The organism is Klebsiella oxytoca (assembly GCF_009707385.1).
Taxonomy (GTDB): Bacteria; Pseudomonadota; Gammaproteobacteria; order Enterobacterales; family Enterobacteriaceae; genus Klebsiella; species Klebsiella oxytoca_C.
Genome location: NZ_CP046115.1, coordinates 1,365,666 through 1,381,188 on the forward strand (window position 1 = coordinate 1,365,666; position 15,523 = coordinate 1,381,188).

General features: G+C 55.0%; 14 protein-coding genes and 1 other annotated feature. Of the genes, 11 read left to right on the top strand and 3 right to left on the bottom strand.

Going from position 1 to position 15,523, the window contains the following annotated elements:
- Positions 1–111: 111 nt before the first annotated feature.
- Together acrR and mscK are read left to right on the top strand one after the other, a co-directional pair.
- Positions 112–762 carry a multidrug efflux transporter transcriptional repressor AcrR gene (acrR, locus tag GJ746_RS06365; RefSeq protein WP_154679423.1) on the top strand — a complete coding sequence of 217 codons (651 nt, stop codon included), beginning with the start codon at positions 112–114 and terminating at the stop codon, positions 760–762.
- 130 nt (positions 763–892) lie between these two features.
- Positions 893–4,237 (top strand): mechanosensitive channel MscK, encoded by a 3,345-nt coding sequence (mscK, locus tag GJ746_RS06370; RefSeq protein ID WP_154679424.1) that lies wholly within the window; start codon positions 893–895, stop codon positions 4,235–4,237.
- Between the two features lie 37 nt (positions 4,238–4,274).
- Here mscK and GJ746_RS06375 read toward each other — a convergent pair whose 3' ends face one another.
- The 3 genes from GJ746_RS06375 to priC form a co-directional block, all read right to left on the bottom strand.
- The gene (locus tag GJ746_RS06375) at positions 4,275–5,198 is read right to left on the bottom strand and encodes an Rpn family recombination-promoting nuclease/putative transposase (protein WP_154679425.1); all 924 of its coding nucleotides are present in this window, start codon (positions 5,196–5,198) and stop codon (positions 4,275–4,277) included.
- A 65-nt stretch (positions 5,199–5,263) separates the two neighbouring features.
- Complete coding sequence (gene rsmS / locus GJ746_RS06380) at positions 5,264–5,437, bottom strand: pleiotropic regulatory protein RsmS (RefSeq protein WP_154679426.1); 174 nt, start codon at positions 5,435–5,437, stop codon at positions 5,264–5,266.
- 14 nt (positions 5,438–5,451) lie between these two features.
- Positions 5,452–5,979 carry a primosomal replication protein N'' gene (gene priC / locus GJ746_RS06385; protein ID WP_154679427.1) on the bottom strand — a complete coding sequence of 176 codons (528 nt, stop codon included), beginning with the start codon at positions 5,977–5,979 and terminating at the stop codon, positions 5,452–5,454.
- A 69-nt stretch (positions 5,980–6,048) separates the two neighbouring features.
- On the opposite strand from priC, the gene GJ746_RS06390 reads away from it, so the two are divergent.
- The 9 genes from GJ746_RS06390 (at position 6,049) to GJ746_RS06430 (ending at position 15,495) form a co-directional block, all read left to right on the top strand.
- Complete coding sequence (locus GJ746_RS06390) at positions 6,049–6,426, top strand: DUF454 family protein (RefSeq protein WP_154679428.1); 378 nt, start codon at positions 6,049–6,051, stop codon at positions 6,424–6,426.
- A gap of 150 nt (positions 6,427–6,576) precedes the next feature.
- On the top strand, positions 6,577–7,128 hold the full coding sequence (apt, locus tag GJ746_RS06395; RefSeq protein WP_154679429.1) for an adenine phosphoribosyltransferase: 552 nt from the start codon (positions 6,577–6,579) through the stop codon (positions 7,126–7,128).
- Positions 7,129–7,220: 92 nt separating this feature from the next.
- Positions 7,221–9,122: a DNA polymerase III subunit gamma/tau gene (gene dnaX, locus GJ746_RS06400; protein WP_154679430.1), complete on the top strand. Its 1,902-nt coding sequence runs from the start codon at positions 7,221–7,223 to the stop codon at positions 9,120–9,122.
- Positions 8,455–8,519 (top strand) — a sequence feature (DnaX frameshifting element). (Overlaps the previous gene by 65 nt.)
- A gap of 57 nt (positions 9,123–9,179) precedes the next feature.
- Positions 9,180–9,512 carry a YbaB/EbfC family nucleoid-associated protein gene (locus GJ746_RS06405; RefSeq protein ID WP_004099673.1) on the top strand — a complete coding sequence of 111 codons (333 nt, stop codon included), beginning with the start codon at positions 9,180–9,182 and terminating at the stop codon, positions 9,510–9,512.
- Positions 9,512–10,117: a recombination mediator RecR gene (gene recR, locus GJ746_RS06410; RefSeq protein WP_154679431.1), complete on the top strand. Its 606-nt coding sequence runs from the start codon at positions 9,512–9,514 to the stop codon at positions 10,115–10,117. Before GJ746_RS06405 ends, recR begins: the two co-directional genes overlap by 1 nt.
- 111 nt (positions 10,118–10,228) lie before the next feature.
- On the top strand, positions 10,229–12,103 hold the full coding sequence (gene htpG, locus GJ746_RS06415) for a molecular chaperone HtpG (RefSeq protein ID WP_154679432.1): 1,875 nt from the start codon (positions 10,229–10,231) through the stop codon (positions 12,101–12,103).
- A gap of 289 nt (positions 12,104–12,392) precedes the next feature.
- On the top strand, positions 12,393–13,037 hold the full coding sequence (gene adk, locus GJ746_RS06420; protein WP_154679433.1) for an adenylate kinase: 645 nt from the start codon (positions 12,393–12,395) through the stop codon (positions 13,035–13,037).
- A gap of 127 nt (positions 13,038–13,164) precedes the next feature.
- Positions 13,165–14,127: a ferrochelatase gene (gene hemH / locus GJ746_RS06425; RefSeq protein WP_154679434.1), complete on the top strand. Its 963-nt coding sequence runs from the start codon at positions 13,165–13,167 to the stop codon at positions 14,125–14,127.
- A 63-nt stretch (positions 14,128–14,190) separates the two neighbouring features.
- The gene (locus tag GJ746_RS06430; protein WP_154679435.1) at positions 14,191–15,495 is read left to right on the top strand and encodes an inosine/guanosine kinase; all 1,305 of its coding nucleotides are present in this window, start codon (positions 14,191–14,193) and stop codon (positions 15,493–15,495) included.
- The last annotated feature ends 28 nt before the right edge of the window (positions 15,496–15,523 follow it).

Genomic DNA, 15,523 nt, shown 5'->3' on the forward strand with positions numbered 1-15,523 from the left:
TTCAGTGGCTCAATCGACCACAAACCCACTGCTGTGTTTCTGTTATGGTCATGCTATGGTACATACATTCACAAATGTATGTAAACGTAACCTCTGTAAACTCATCGACCTATGGCACGAAAAACCAAACAACAGGCGCTTGAGACCCGGCAACATATTCTGGATGTTGCTCTGCGTTTGTTTTCGCAGCAAGGCGTATCATCCACCTCGCTGGCCGCAATTGCAAAAGCTGCCGGTGTGACGAGGGGGGCTATCTATTGGCATTTCAAAAATAAATCAGATTTATTTAATGAAATATGGGAGCTTTCAGAAGCCAATATCAACGATCTCGAAACTGAGTATCGGGCAAAATTCCCTAACGATCCACTGTCAGTTGTGCGAGAGATCTTAGTGTATATCCTTGAAGCAACTGTGACAGACAAACGCAGGCGACTGATGATGGAAATCATCTTTCATAAATGTGAATTTGTCGGTGAAATGGTCACGATACAACAGGCGCAGCGTAGCGTGTGCCTGGATAGCTACGATCGTATTGAACAATCCTTGAAGGAGTGCATTGCGGCGAAAATGCTGCCGGCCAATTTAATCACCCGTCGGGCGGCGATTTTAATGCGCAGCTATCTCTCCGGTCTGATGGAGAACTGGCTGCTGGCACCGAATGCCTTTGATCTGCAAAAAGAAGCGCGGGATTATGTCGAAACCCTGCTTGAGATGTATCAGTTTTGCCCCTCACTGCGCAGCACTGAAGGATTAGAAGCTTAAGCTGGCTTGCGGACAAAGGGTTAATTTTTCCTGCTGTCCGCCGCTATTCGTGCGATAACAGAAGTGCTATTCTGCGCGCTGCGACGATCCCCGGTATTCTCCGGCTTTTGCAATCACTCACGCTAACACTATGCTGCATACAATCTATTGGCGACATGCCAGATCTGCTGTTGTACTCATCCTCATGCTTTTTATCGGCTGTTTTAGCGTTAATCAGGCGCTTGCAGCTGATTTACCTGAACGTTCCGAGATCCAAACTCAGCTCAATGCGCTGAATAAGCAAAAAGATCTGACTCCCCAGGACAAGCTGGTCCAGCAGGACCTCACCCTGACCCTGGAAAACCTCGATAAAATTGAACGCATAAAGTCGGAAACGACGCAGCTGCGCCAGCAGGTGGCCCAGGCGCCAGCAAAAATGAATCAGGCTATTGATAGCCTCAATGCATTAAGCGAAGTGCCCGATGATGAGGCGACGCGTAAAACGTTGAGCACCTTATCATTGCGTCAGCTGGAATCACGTGTCTCTCAGACTCTGGACGATTTGCAGAATGCGCAGAACGATCTGGCGACTTATAACAGCCAGTTAGTTTCTCTACAAACGCAGCCGGAACGCGTGCAGAATGCGATGTATTCCGCTTCGCAGCAGCTGCAGCAGATCCGTAATCGCCTCAATGGAACTTCAACAGGCGAGGATACGTTACGTCCGACCCAGCAGACTTTGCTGCTGGTGCAGCAGGCGCTGTTGAATGCGCAGATAGACCAGCAGCGCAAAAGCCTGGAAGGCAACACGGTGCTGCAGGATACCCTGCAAAAGCAGCGTGATTATGTCACCGCTTACAGCAATCGTCTGGAACACCAGCTTCAGTTATTGCAGGAAGCGGTTAACAGCAAGCGTCTGACGCTGACGGAAAAGACGGCTCAGGAAGCGGTTTCTCCCGACGAAACGGCGCGTATTCAGGCTAATCCGCTGGTGAAGCAGGAGCTGGATATCAACCACCAGCTTAGCGAAAGGCTCATTTCGGCAACGGAAAATGGCAATCAGCTGGTTCAGCGCAATATTAAGGTGAAGACCTGGCTCGATCGCGCTTTGCAATCTGAGCGTGACATAAAAGAGCAGATTTCCGTGCTGAAAGGGAGTCTGCTGCTGTCGCGCATCCTTTATCAGCAGCAGCAAACTTTGCCTTCTGCAGATGAACTGAGCGATATGACGAACCGCATTGCCGACCTGCGTCTTGAGCAGTTCGAGGTTAACCAGCAGCGCGATGCGTTGTTCCAGAGCGATGCTTACGTCGCGAAGCTGGAAGAGGGCCATAGCAGCGAGGTGAATCCCGAGGTGCATAGCGCTCTGCTTGAGATTGTTGATATGCGCCGGGAGCTGCTTGATCAGTTTAATAAACAGCTGGGCAATCAGCTGATGATGGCGATTAACCTGCAAATCAATCAGCAGCAGTTAATGAGCGTTTCAACAAACCTGAAAGCCATTCTGACGCAACAGATTTTCTGGGTTAACAGCAACCGTCCAATGGACTGGGAGTGGTTTAAAGCCTTCCCGGAAGCGCTGAAAGGGCAGTTTAAGGCGATGAAAATCACCGTAAACTGGGAAAAGGCCTGGCCGGCGGTATTCATAGCTTTTCTTGCTGGTCTACCGCTGCTGCTGATAGCCGGGCTTATTCGCTGGCGCCTGCAGTGGCTAAAAGCGTATCAGGCGAAGCTGGCATCACAGGTTGGTCAACTGCGCAACGACACTCAGCTCCATACGCCGAAAGCGATTCTTATCGACCTAATCCGCGCGCTGCCGGTGGTGCTGGTGATCCTGGCTATTGGCCTGATTCTGCTGACGATGCAGTTGAACATTAGCGATCTGCTATGGGCATATAGTAAGAAACTGGCGCTGTTCTGGCTGGTGTTTGGCCTGTGCTGGAAAGTGCTGGAGAAAAACGGCGTCGCGGTGAGCCACTTTAATATGCCGTCGCAGTTGACCAGCCACTGGCGGAGGCAGATTGTTCGCGTCAGCCTTGCTTTGTTGCCGCTGAACTTCTGGTCCGTGATGTCAGAACTGTCGCCTCTCCATCTGATGGATGATGTTCTCGGGCAGTTCGTTATTTTCCTCAACCTGCTGCTGATTACGGTACTGGTCTTACCGATATGTCGGGAAAGCTGGCGCGATAAAGAATCTCATAGCCTGCGCCTTGTCACGGTCACCGTACTATCGATTGTTCCTATCGCACTGATGGTGCTGACGGCAACCGGCTATTTCTATACCACGCTGCGTCTGGCTGGCCGCTGGATTGAAACCGTTTATCTGGTGATGCTGTGGAACCTGCTGTATCAGACCGTGCTGCGCGGCCTGAGCGTGGCCGCCCGGCGGATTGCCTGGCGTCGGGCGCTGGCGCGCCGTCAGCATCTGGTTAAAGAGGGCGCTGAAGGAGCCGAACCGCAGGAAGAACCGACGATGGCTCTGGAGCAGGTTAACCAGCAAACGCTGCGTATTACGATGCTGGTGATGATAGCGCTGTTTGCGGTCCTGTTCTGGGCGATTTGGTCGGATCTCATCACCGTTTTCGCCTATCTCGACAGCATTACGTTGTGGCATTACACCGGAAGCGAAGCCGGGGTTAGCGTAGTGAAAAGCGTCACCATGGGAAGTCTGCTGTTTGCGATTGTCGCGTCGATGGTCGCCTGGGCATTAATTCGCAACCTGCCAGGGCTGTTGGAAGTGCTGGTACTTTCGCGGCTCAATATGCGCCAGGGGGCCTCCTATGCGATTACCACCATTCTGAACTACATCATTATTGTTGTTGGTGCAATGACGGTATTCGGATCCTTAGGCGTCTCGTGGGACAAGCTGCAGTGGCTGGCGGCAGCGCTATCGGTTGGTTTAGGTTTTGGCTTGCAGGAAATATTCGGTAACTTTGTTTCCGGCCTGATTATCCTGTTTGAGCGTCCGGTGCGCATTGGCGATACGGTAACTATTGGTACCTTCTCCGGCACCGTCAGCAAAATCCGTATCCGCGCCACGACGATCACTGATTTTGACCGTAAAGAGGTCATTATTCCGAATAAGGCCTTCGTGACGGAGCGTCTGATTAACTGGTCGCTTTCCGATACCGTAACCCGGGTGGTGATCCGTCTTGGCGTGGCTTATGGCTCCGACCTCGATAAGGTCAAAGAAGTGCTGCTCAAGGCGGCGCACGAGCATCCGAAAGTGATGCAGGAGCCTGCGCCGTCGGTCTTCTTTACCACCTTCGGCGCCAGCACGCTCGATCATGAATTACGTCTGTACGTGCGTGAATTGCGCGATCGCAGCTACGCGGTGGATGAGCTCAATCGTTCTATCGATCGTTTGTGCCGGGAAAACAATATTGATATCGCCTTTAACCAGCTCGAGGTTCATCTGCGCAATGAGAAGGGAGATGAAATCACAGAGGTGAAGAGGGATGGCAAAGGAGACGATACATCCCCGGCGATTAGTTAAGCATAATGGGGCGGTGGCCATGCCGCCCCGCAGGTTTTTAGCGGCTGAGCGAGGAGAGCTCTTCCTGGCTCAGGCCAGTCAGCTCCATCACCATATTCGGCTCCAGACCGCAGGAGAGCATTTTCTGCGCAATGCTGCGCGAGATTTCTTGACGGCCTTCCTGCAAGCCTTCAAGTCTGCCCTCTTTTCTACCTTTTTTACGACCTTTCTCTTCCAGCCATTCGGCAATCGTCATCAGTAGCTCCTTGTGCCTGGGCGACTGCTTCGCCAGTTCGCGAATAAGGGGCCCGGGTTTTTCCGTGGATCCCGCCAGCAGCATATAGCGGATTAAGGTATTGATCTGATTTTCCGTCAGATATCCTTGCGCCAGCAGCGTAATCAGCATGGGTTGCAGTTCGGCCAGATCGCGCTGGCGGATATGCTTTTGCAGCAGTTCCAGCATCGCCATACGCTGGTGGCGGACGATTTGATTATCTGGCATAACGGTCAGGTCCACCAGCGGAAAATCGCCGCTGTACAGCGCGCTGGCAAGCTCAGGATGGTGAAAGAGGTGATGCCAGTTGCGCGGATACGGCCAGGGGCTGACGGTGCCGTGATAAAACAGAATCGGGACCACCAGCGGCAGCGTATCGTGGCCGGCATCAAGGTGGCGCTGCATGGCCGCGAGCGTGTAGCGCATCAGGCGAAAAGCCATCAGCTTATCCGGCGAGCTTTGATGTTCAATCAGCGCGTAGATATATCCTGCGCCGTGCCGCGTTTGCAGGGAGTAGAGAATATCCGAGTAGCTGGAGCGTAGGTCTTCTTCGATAAAGCTGCCGGAAGCCAGCTGCAGCGTATCAAGATCGCAGATACTTAAAAACGGCGCGGGGAGGTAAAGCTGTAAAAAATCGCGGGCGACCTCTTTCTGGGTCAGCATTTGACGAAAAATGGCATCGTGCGGCGTACGTGAGAATCTTTCCATGAGCATCAATCCGTGTTGGTAAGGGGCAGCGATGACTCTGCCACTCCCAACGATCCGGCAACAGACTACTCTTGCGCGTTTTGCGAGGACGCTTCCTCACGGTTCACTTTGTTTTCATAGTCGCGGCGGATAATCTCCAGCGCAGCTAGCACGGTTTGCGCAGGAACGTTATTTTCCTCGAGCAGCATAATTAAATCGACGGCCAGCTTGACCTCGTCAGGGGCATTTTCCAGCGACATCCTTTTTCCTCCAGTTAACGTGTTAAGCGGGCCAGCCTGTTTTCAATTTTTTCCAGCGCATCGCGACAGCGGGCTAATCGTCCGGCGTACGCTTCAACTTCCTTCGCCAGCCGCTGCTGCTCATCAAGGCTTGTGGCTTGCGCCAGCTGCCTTTGGCGATCGTTGCGCATGGCCAGCAGGCGTCGTTCGTATTCCTGATGCTGTATACGTCGTCGCTGCCAGCGGTTCAGCGTCGGGGAAGCGCTGTCCCAGGTTCGTAACGACCACGTAGCCGTTTCCCGACTAATAGCGGCGATTTGGGCCACAAGACGTTCCGCCAGCCAGGCAACCTGCGGTAGCTGCTGGCGTTCGACCGCCTGCTTTAATTCCGTAAAGTGCTCTCTGGCCTCATCAAGATAAGCCTGCATCCGCGTGCTTCGGGTACGAAACAGGTGGCTATCGAAGCGCGGGCTGAGGGTGGCATGCTCGGCCAAAGGTGCAACCTGGGTAGCCAGCTCCGCAAGCTGATTTTCCAGCGAATGTAAAAGCCGGGTGGTTTTCAAATAACTCCTCCATTCCCTGACAAACAACTGTGCTACATTAGCGTTATCTTCTTGATAACGATTCGCATTATGCCACGTATTATTTTGATCATCATTGGTTGGCTGGCGGTGGCATTGGGAACGCTGGGCGTCTTTCTCCCGCTGCTGCCGACAACGCCATTTATCCTGCTAGCGGCCTGGTGTTTTGCGCGCTCATCACCTCGTTTTCACCGCTGGCTTTTGTATCGTTCATGGTTTGGCGGATATTTGCGTCACTGGCAGAAATACCGCGCCATGCCGCCGGGAGCTAAGCCCCGCGCGGTGGCGATGATTTTGCTGACCTTTGCCATTTCCCTGTGGCTGGTTAATCTTATCTGGGTGCGCATCTTGCTGCTGGTCATTTTGACCTGTCTGCTGATATTTATGTGGCGCATTCCGGTGGTTGATGCAAAGCAACAAAAGCACTGATGCGCAATAATGATGGTTGCAATTGTCGCTGACAGCCAGTAAATTCTGGCGTTTTCGAGCGCGGGTAAGCCTGGTCAAAGGTTAAACAAAAGTTTCTTTGGCCGATTTTGCACGCCCGTGGGTAACACCGTTTTAATCAGGCATAAACTTATGACCGCAACAGCACAGCAGCTTGAATATCTGAAGAACAGCATCCAAAGCATCCAGGATTATCCAAAACCTGGCATCCTTTTCCGTGATGTCACCAGCTTGCTGGAAGACCCGAAAGCCTATGCGCTCAGCATCGAGCTGCTGGCAGAGCGTTATAAAGACGCCGGGATTACCAAAGTGGTAGGTACCGAGGCGCGTGGTTTTTTATTTGGCGCACCGGTGGCGCTGGCGCTGGGCGTTGGCTTTGTTCCGGTACGCAAGCCGCGTAAGCTGCCGCGCGAAACCATTGCCGAAAGCTACGAGCTTGAATACGGCACCGACCAGCTGGAAATCCACGTTGATGCTATTAAAGAAGGCGATAAAGTGCTGGTAGTTGACGACCTGTTGGCGACCGGTGGGACTATCGACGCAACCGTGAAGCTGATCCGTCGTCTGGGCGGTGAAGTGCATGATGCTGCCTTTATTATCAATCTGTTTGATTTGGGCGGCGAGCAGCGCCTGGAGAAGCTGGGAATTAACTGCTTTAGCCTGGTCCCTTTCCCGGGCCACTAAGCAAATCCCACCACATAGCCTCGCTGATTGAGCGGGGCTGTGATAGCATGACCCCCTCGTGATTTCACCTTCCAGCGTTTCAGAGCCAGCCCATGAGTTATCAGGTCTTAGCCCGTAAATGGCGCCCACAAACCTTTGCTGACGTCGTCGGCCAGGAACATGTGCTGACCGCACTGGCGAACGGCTTGTCGTTAGGGCGTATTCATCACGCATATCTTTTTTCCGGCACCCGTGGAGTAGGTAAAACCTCCATCGCACGCCTGCTGGCAAAAGGATTAAACTGTGAAACCGGCATTACCGCTACGCCTTGCGGCGTTTGCGATAATTGCCGCGAAATAGAGCAGGGGCGTTTTGTCGATCTGATCGAGATCGATGCTGCCTCGCGCACCAAAGTTGAAGATACCCGCGATCTGCTGGATAACGTTCAGTACGCGCCGGCCCGCGGCCGCTTCAAGGTCTATCTGATCGATGAAGTGCACATGCTTTCGCGCCACAGCTTTAACGCGTTGTTAAAAACGCTGGAAGAGCCGCCGGCGCATGTGAAATTCCTGCTGGCGACCACCGATCCGCAGAAGCTGCCGGTGACGATTCTTTCCCGCTGTCTGCAGTTCCATCTCAAGGCGCTGGACGTCGAGCAGATTCGCCATCAGCTGGAGCATATTCTCGGCGCCGAGCATATTGCTTTTGAACCGCGCGCGCTGCAGCTGCTGTCGCGCGCGGCGGACGGTAGTCTGCGCGATGCGTTGAGCCTGACCGATCAGGCTATCGCCAGCGGCGACGGTCGTCTGACGGCTGAATCCGTTAGCACCATGCTCGGCACCCTCGACGACGATCAGGCGCTCTCGCTGATTGAGGCGCTGGTGGCGGCTGACGGCGAACGCGTCATGGCAGGCGTCAATGAGGCTGCCGCCCGCGGCGTGGAGTGGGAGGCTTTGCTGGTGGAGATGCAGAGCCTGCTGCACCGTATTGCGATGGTTCAGCTGTCGCCGTCGGCGCTGGGGGCGGATATGGCCGCGATAGAGCTACGCATGCGCGAGCTGGCGCGGACGGTACCGCCTACCGATGTTCAGCTGTACTATCAAACGTTATTGATTGGTCGTAAAGAGCTTCCTTACGCGCCGGATCGTCGAATGGGCGTTGAGATGACGCTTCTGCGCGCGCTGGCTTTCCATCCGCGTATGCCGCTACCGGAACCGGAGGCGCCGCCGGCGCCGGCCATTCAGGCCGCGCCAGTACAGCAGGCCGTTCCGGAATCCGCTCCGCCGCCGTCGAATTTGCCGCCGACCACCAGCCAGGTGCTGGCGGCCCGCAGCCAGCTGCAGCGTAGCCAGGGAGCGCCCACCCCAAAAAAGAGTGAACCGGCAGCCGCTTCCCGCGCGCGGCCGGTGAATAACGCCGCGCTGGAACGACTGAGTTCGATTACCGAGCGCGTACAGGCGCGTCCGGCTGCGGCTGCGCTGGAGAAAGCACCGGCGAAAAAAGAAGCCTATCGCTGGAAGTCGACGACGGTTGTTGAAACCGTAAAAGAAGAAGTGGCGACGCCGAAGGCGCTGAAAAAAGCGCTCGAGCATGAAAAAACGCCGGAACTGGCGGCGAAACTGGCAGTCGAAGCGGTCGAGCGCGATAGCTGGGCGGCGGAAGTCAGCCAGCTCGCGGTGCCAAAACTGGTTGAGCAGGTGGCGCTTAACGCCTGGAAAGAGCAGGTGGGCAGCCGCGTCTGTCTGCATCTGCGTCCGAGCCAGCGCCATTTGAATTCAGCGGGCGCGCAGCAAAAGCTGGCGGAAGCGCTGGGTATTTTGTACGGTACGCCGGTTGAATTGACCATCGTGGAAGATGATAATCCCGCGATGCGCACGCCGCTCGAATGGCGGCAGGCAATTTATGAAGAAAAGCTCGCGCAGGCGCGTGAAGCGATTATTGCGGATAATAACATTCAGACGCTGCGTCGGTTTTTCGATGCGGATCTGGATGAAGAGAGTATTCGCCCCCTTTGATTGCAAGTCTGACTTGCGGTCAGCATCCTTAACGATGACTTACTAAGAGAGAAGCCTATGTTTGGTGGAAAAGGCGGTCTGGGTAACCTGATGAAGCAGGCCCAGCAGATGCAAGAAAAAATGCAGCAGATGCAGGAAGAAGTGGCTCGACTGGAAGTGACCGGTGAATCCGGCGCAGGCCTGGTAAAAGTCACCATTAACGGCGCGCACAACTGCCGTCGCGTTGAGATCGACCCGAGCCTGTTGGAAGACGACAAAGAGATGCTGGAAGATCTGGTGGCCGCCGCGTTTAACGACGCCGCCCGCCGCATCGAAGAAACGCAAAAAGAGAAAATGGCTTCTGTTTCCGCCGGTATGCAGCTGCCGCCAGGCTTTAAGATGCCGTTCTGATGCAGACCAGTCCGCTGTTAACGCAGCTTATGGAAGCACTGCGCTGCCTGCCGGGCGTTGGCCCGAAGTCGGCGCAGCGCATGGCGTTTACCCTGCTGCAGCGTGACCGCAGCGGAGGGATGCGCCTTGCGCAAGCGCTGACGCGCGCGATGTCGGAAATCGGCCACTGCGCCGATTGCCGCACCTTCACCGAGCAGGAAGTGTGCAATATTTGCAGCAACTCCCGACGGAAGGAAAACGGCCAGATCTGCGTGGTAGAGAGTCCGGCGGATATCTACGCTATCGAGCAGACCGGTCAGTTTTCCGGTCGCTACTTTGTGCTGATGGGCCACCTGTCGCCGCTGGACGGCATCGGGCCGGACGATATCGGGCTCGATCGCCTGGAGCAGCGTCTGCGTGACGAACCGATGCAGGAAGTGATCCTCGCGACCAATCCAACGGTAGAAGGGGAGGCGACCGCCAATTATATCGCCGAGCTCTGCGCGCAGTATGGCGTAGAGGCGAGCCGTATCGCTCATGGCGTACCGGTTGGCGGCGAGCTGGAAATGGTCGACGGTACGACGCTGTCCCACTCCCTCGCCGGACGGCATAAGATTCGTTTTTAATCAAACGGAGGCGCTTTTCGGGCCCTCCGCTTGAAAATTTCTCCCGCTGTCCCCATCTCACCCTCAACGGTTTTTTTACCATTAACAATGGCATTGTTGAGGTTGATTTAGATGAAAGGACAAGAAACTCGTGGTTTTCAGTCAGAGGTAAAGCAGCTTCTGCACCTGATGATCCATTCTCTTTATTCCAACAAAGAAATTTTCCTGCGTGAGCTGATTTCCAACGCCTCCGATGCGGCCGACAAACTGCGCTTCCGCGCTTTGTCCCAGCCGGATCTGTATGAAGGCGACGGCGAACTGCGCGTGCGTGTTTCATTTGATAAAGACAACCGCACCCTGACCATCGCCGATAACGGTATTGGGATGAACCGCGATGAAGTCATCGACCATCTCGGTACCATCGCCAAGTCCGGTACCAAAGCATTCCTTGAGTCCATGGGTTCTGACCAGGCGAAAGACAGCCAGCTGATCGGCCAGTTCGGCGTCGGCTTCTATTCGGCGTTTATTGTCGCCGATAAAGTCACCGTACGTACCCGTGCGGCGGGCGACAGCGCAGAGAACGGCGTATTCTGGGAATCCGCAGGCGAAGGCGAATATACCGTTGCCGACATCAACAAAGCCGATCGCGGTACCGAGATCACGCTGCATCTGCGCGAAGGCGAGGATGATTTCCTCAACGACTGGCGCGTGCGTTCGATCATCAGCAAATACTCCGATCACATTGCGCTGCCGGTGGAAATTGAAAAACGCGAAGAAGTGGACGGTGAAACCGTCATTACCTGGGAGAAAATTAACAAAGCCCAGGCGCTGTGGACGCGCAATAAGTCGGAAATCAAAGACGACGAGTACAACGAGTTCTATAAGCATATTGCCCACGATTACACCGATCCGCTGACCTGGAGCCATAACCGCGTAGAAGGTAAGCAGGAGTACACCAGCCTGCTGTATATCCCGTCGCAGGCGCCGTGGGATATGTGGAATCGCGATCACAAACATGGGCTGAAGCTGTACGTGCAGCGCGTCTTTATTATGGATGACGCCGAACAGTTTATGCCTAACTACCTGCGCTTCGTACGCGGCCTTGTGGATTCCAACGATTTGCCGCTGAACGTGTCGCGTGAAATTCTCCAGGACAGCAGCGTAACCCGCAATTTGCGCAACGCTCTGAGCAAGCGCGCTCTGCAGATGCTGGAAAAACTGGCGAAAGACGACGCGGAAAAATATCAGACCTTCTGGCAACAGTTTGGTCTCGTATTGAAAGAGGGGCCGGCGGAAGATCAGGCCAACCAGCAGACCATCGCAAAACTTCTGCGCTTCGCCAGCACCCATACCGACTCCGCCGCGCAGACCGTGTCGCTGGAAGACTACGTCTCCCGCATGAAAGAAGGTCAGGAGAAGATTTACTACATTACCGCCGACAGCTACGCCGCCGCGAAGAGCAGCCCGCATCTGGAACTGCTGCGTAAGAAAGGCATCGAAGTTCTGCTGCTTTCCGATCGCATCGACGAGTGGATGATGAGCTATCTGACCGAGTTCGACGGCAAGCCGTTCCAGTCGGTGGCGAAAGCCGATGAGTCGCTGGATAAGCTGACGGACGAAGTGGATGAAACCACGAAAGAAGCCGAGAAGGCGCTGGAGCCGTTCGTTGAGCGTGTGAAAACGCTGCTGGGCGACCGGGTGAAAGAGGTTCGTCTGACCCACCGTCTGACCGATACTCCGGCCATCGTCACCACCGACGCGGATGAAATGAGCACGCAGATGGCGAAACTGTTTGCCGCTGCGGGCCAGGCGGCGCCGGAAGTGAAGTACATCTTTGAACTGAACCCGGTTCATCCGCTTGTAAAACGCGCGGCGGACACTCAGGATGATGCGCAGTTCGGCGAGTGGGTTGAGCTGCTTCTCGATCAGGCGCTGCTGGCCGAGCGCGGTACGCTGGAAGATCCGAACCAGTTTATCCGCCGTATGAATCAGCTGCTGGCTTCCTGAGCTTTACCTTAGCGCTTTCCCTCTTCCTTGAAGGGAGAGGGAACAGCCCGGCGCTGGTTTGTGGGCACGGAGCATGCCACGCGCTGACATGCTCCTCCTTTATTTTCGTAGCCGGCACCGCGCTGATTTTCACTCTCTCCGCGCAGGAGAGGGCATCTGACCGCTCTCTGCGTAAAATATCTCACCATTAACCGTTTCAGCCCCTCCGCCTTCCTTGAGCCATCCGCGTTCTGGTGGTATGGTTTAGCGCTTTTGAAAAATTGAATCGACTTTTGAGGGGATTTTCGTAATGCGTATTATTCTGCTTGGCGCTCCGGGCGCGGGTAAAGGAACTCAGGCTCAGTTCATCATGGAGAAATACGGTATTCCGCAAATCTCCACCGGCGACATGCTGCGTGCCGCGGTGAAGTCAGGCTCCGAACTGGGCAAACAGGCGAAAGATATTATGGACGCCGGCAAGCTGGTAACTGACGAGCTGGTTATCGCCCTGGTGAAAGAGCGTATTACTCAGGAAGATTGCCGCAACGGTTTCCTGCTGGACGGCTTCCCGCGCACCATTCCGCAGGCTGACGCCATGAAAGAAGCGGGCATTGCCGTGGATTACGTGCTGGAATTCGATGTGCCTGACGAACTGATCGTGGATCGTATCATTGGTCGTCGCGTTCACGCTGCTTCCGGCCGCGTTTACCACATTAAATTCAATCCGCCGAAGGTTGAAGGCAAAGACGACGTGACCGGCGAAGAGCTGACCACGCGTAAAGACGATCAGGAAGAGACCGTGCGCAAGCGCCTGGTTGAGTATCATCAGATGACGGCTCCGCTGATTGGCTACTACCAGAAAGAAGCTGAAGCGGGCAATACCAAATACGCGAAAGTCGATGGTACCAAAGCGGTTGCTGACGTTCGTGTTGAACTGGAAAAAATCCTCGGTTAATTCCGTTAATTCTCATCCCTCGACTGTGGGATGAGAACCCCTCTCATTATACCTTTTTCTGTGATTGGTTCCGTTTAGCGCCATTTCAGCTACAATTGTCAGCGATTCAAATGGTTAAGAGGCGGTAATGCATCAGACGAAAACAGGTATCTTATTAGCCAATTTAGGCACTCCCGATGCGCCCACGCCCGATGCGGTAAAGCGCTATCTGCGACAATTTTTGAGCGACACGCGCGTGGTGGATACCTCCCGTCTCCTGTGGTGGCCGCTGCTGCGTGGCGTAATATTGCCTCTGCGCGCGCCAAGGGTCGCTAAGCTCTATCAGTCCATCTGGATGGAAGAAGGTTCGCCGCTGATGGTCTATAGCCAGCAGCAGCGTCAGGCGCTGGCCGCGCGGCTTCCGCATACGCCAGTGGCGCTGGGGATGAGCTATGGCTCACCGTCGCTGGAAAGCGCAGTTGATGAACTGTTGGATCAGGATGTTGACCACATTATTGTGTTACCGCTCTATCCGCAGTATTCCTGCTCTACAGTCGCGGCGGTTTGGGACGAGCTGGGGCGTATTCTTGCCAAAAAGCGCGCCATTCCGGGCATCTCTTTTATTCGCGATTATGCCGATGATGTGGACTATATTCACGCGCTGGCCGCCAGCGTGCGCGCTTCGTTTGCGGTGCACGGCGAGCCGGATCTGCTGCTGCTCTCCTATCATGGGATCCCACAGCGCTACGCTCAACAAGGGGATACCTATCCTCAGCGCTGCCGCGATACCACCCGTGAACTGGTTTCGGCCCTCGGGCTGCCGCATGATCGGGTAATGATGACTTTCCAGTCGCGCTTTGGCCGCGAGCCCTGGCTCACTCCCTACACTGACGAAACGCTGAAAATGCTCGGCGAGAAAGGAGTGAAGCATATTCAGGTTATCTGTCCCGGCTTTGCGGCCGATTGTCTGGAGACGCTGGAGGAGATCGCGGTGCAGAACCGGGAGATTTTCCTTGAAGCCGGTGGTCAACAATATGAGTACATTCCGGCGCTTAATGCGGACACCGCGCATATTGAAATGATGGTCAACCTGACGGCGAAGTATCGCTGATCGCGCCTATAGCGGGGAGTATGCTACTATTCCCCGCTTGTTCCCTGTCAATTAATCGCCACTATGAAATTTCCCGGTAAACGCAAATCCAAACACTACTTTCCCGTCAATGCTCGCGATCCGCTACTGCAACAAATTCAGCCTGACAATGAGTCTAATGTCGCCTGGGTAGTCGGTATCGATCAAACGCTGGTCGATATCGAAGCGAAAGTAGATGAGGCGTTTATCGTACGCTACGGCCTGAGCGCCGGGCACTCGCTGGTCATTGAAGATGATGTCGCCGAGGCGCTGTACCAGGAACTGGTACGTAAGGATCTGATTACCCATCAGTTTGCCGGTGGGACGATTGGCAACACGATGCACAACTACTCGGTACTGGCGGACGACCGTTCCGTCCTGCTTGGCGTTATGTGCAGTAATATTGAAATTGGCGGCTACGCCTATCGTTACCTGTGTAATACCTCCAGCCGTACCGACCTGAACTATCTGCAAGGGGTGGATGGCGCAATTGGACGCTGTTTTACCCTGATTGGCGATTCCGGCGAGCGCACCTTTGCCATCAGTCCCGGCCACATGAACAAACTACGCCCGGAAAGCATTCCGGAAAGCGTCATTGCCGGGGCTTCCGCACTGGTGCTGACCTCGTACCTCGTACGCTGCAAGCCCGGCGAACCCATGCCGGATGCGACGATGAAAGCGATTGAATATGCGAAAAAGCACGACGTACCGGTGGTTCTGACGCTGGGGACTAAATACGTCATCGCCGATAATCCTCAGTGGTGGCAGGCGTTTCTCAAGGAGCACGTTTCCATTCTGGCGATGAACGAAGAGGAAGCGGAAGCGCTGACCGGACTGTCAGACCCGCTGCTGGCTTCGGATAAGGCGCTGGAGTGGGTTGACCTGGTGCTGTGCACCGCCGGGCCTGCCGGGCTTTATATGGCGAGTTTTACTGAGGAAGAGGCTAAGCGCAAAACCCAGCATCCGCTGCTGCCGGGGGCGATTTCCGAGTTTAACCAGTATGAATTCAGCCGCGCAATGCGCCATCAGGATTGCGAAAATCCGCTGCGTATCTATTCGCATATCGCCCCGTATATGGGCGGGCCGGAGAAAATCATGAATACTAACGGCGCGGGCGACGGCGCGCTGGCGGCGCTACTGCACGACATCACCGCCAATAATTACCACCGCAATAACGTGCCGAACTCCAGCAAGCATAAGTGTAAGTGGCTGACCTATTCGTCGCTGGCTCAGGTATGTAAATACGCTAACCGCGTGAGCTATCAGGTGCTGAACCAGCATTCGCCGCGTCTGACCCGCGGCCTGCCGGAGCGTGAAGATAGCCTGGAAGAGGCCTACTGGGATCGTTAAGTAAAGCCGGCCCCGGTGATTCGGGGCC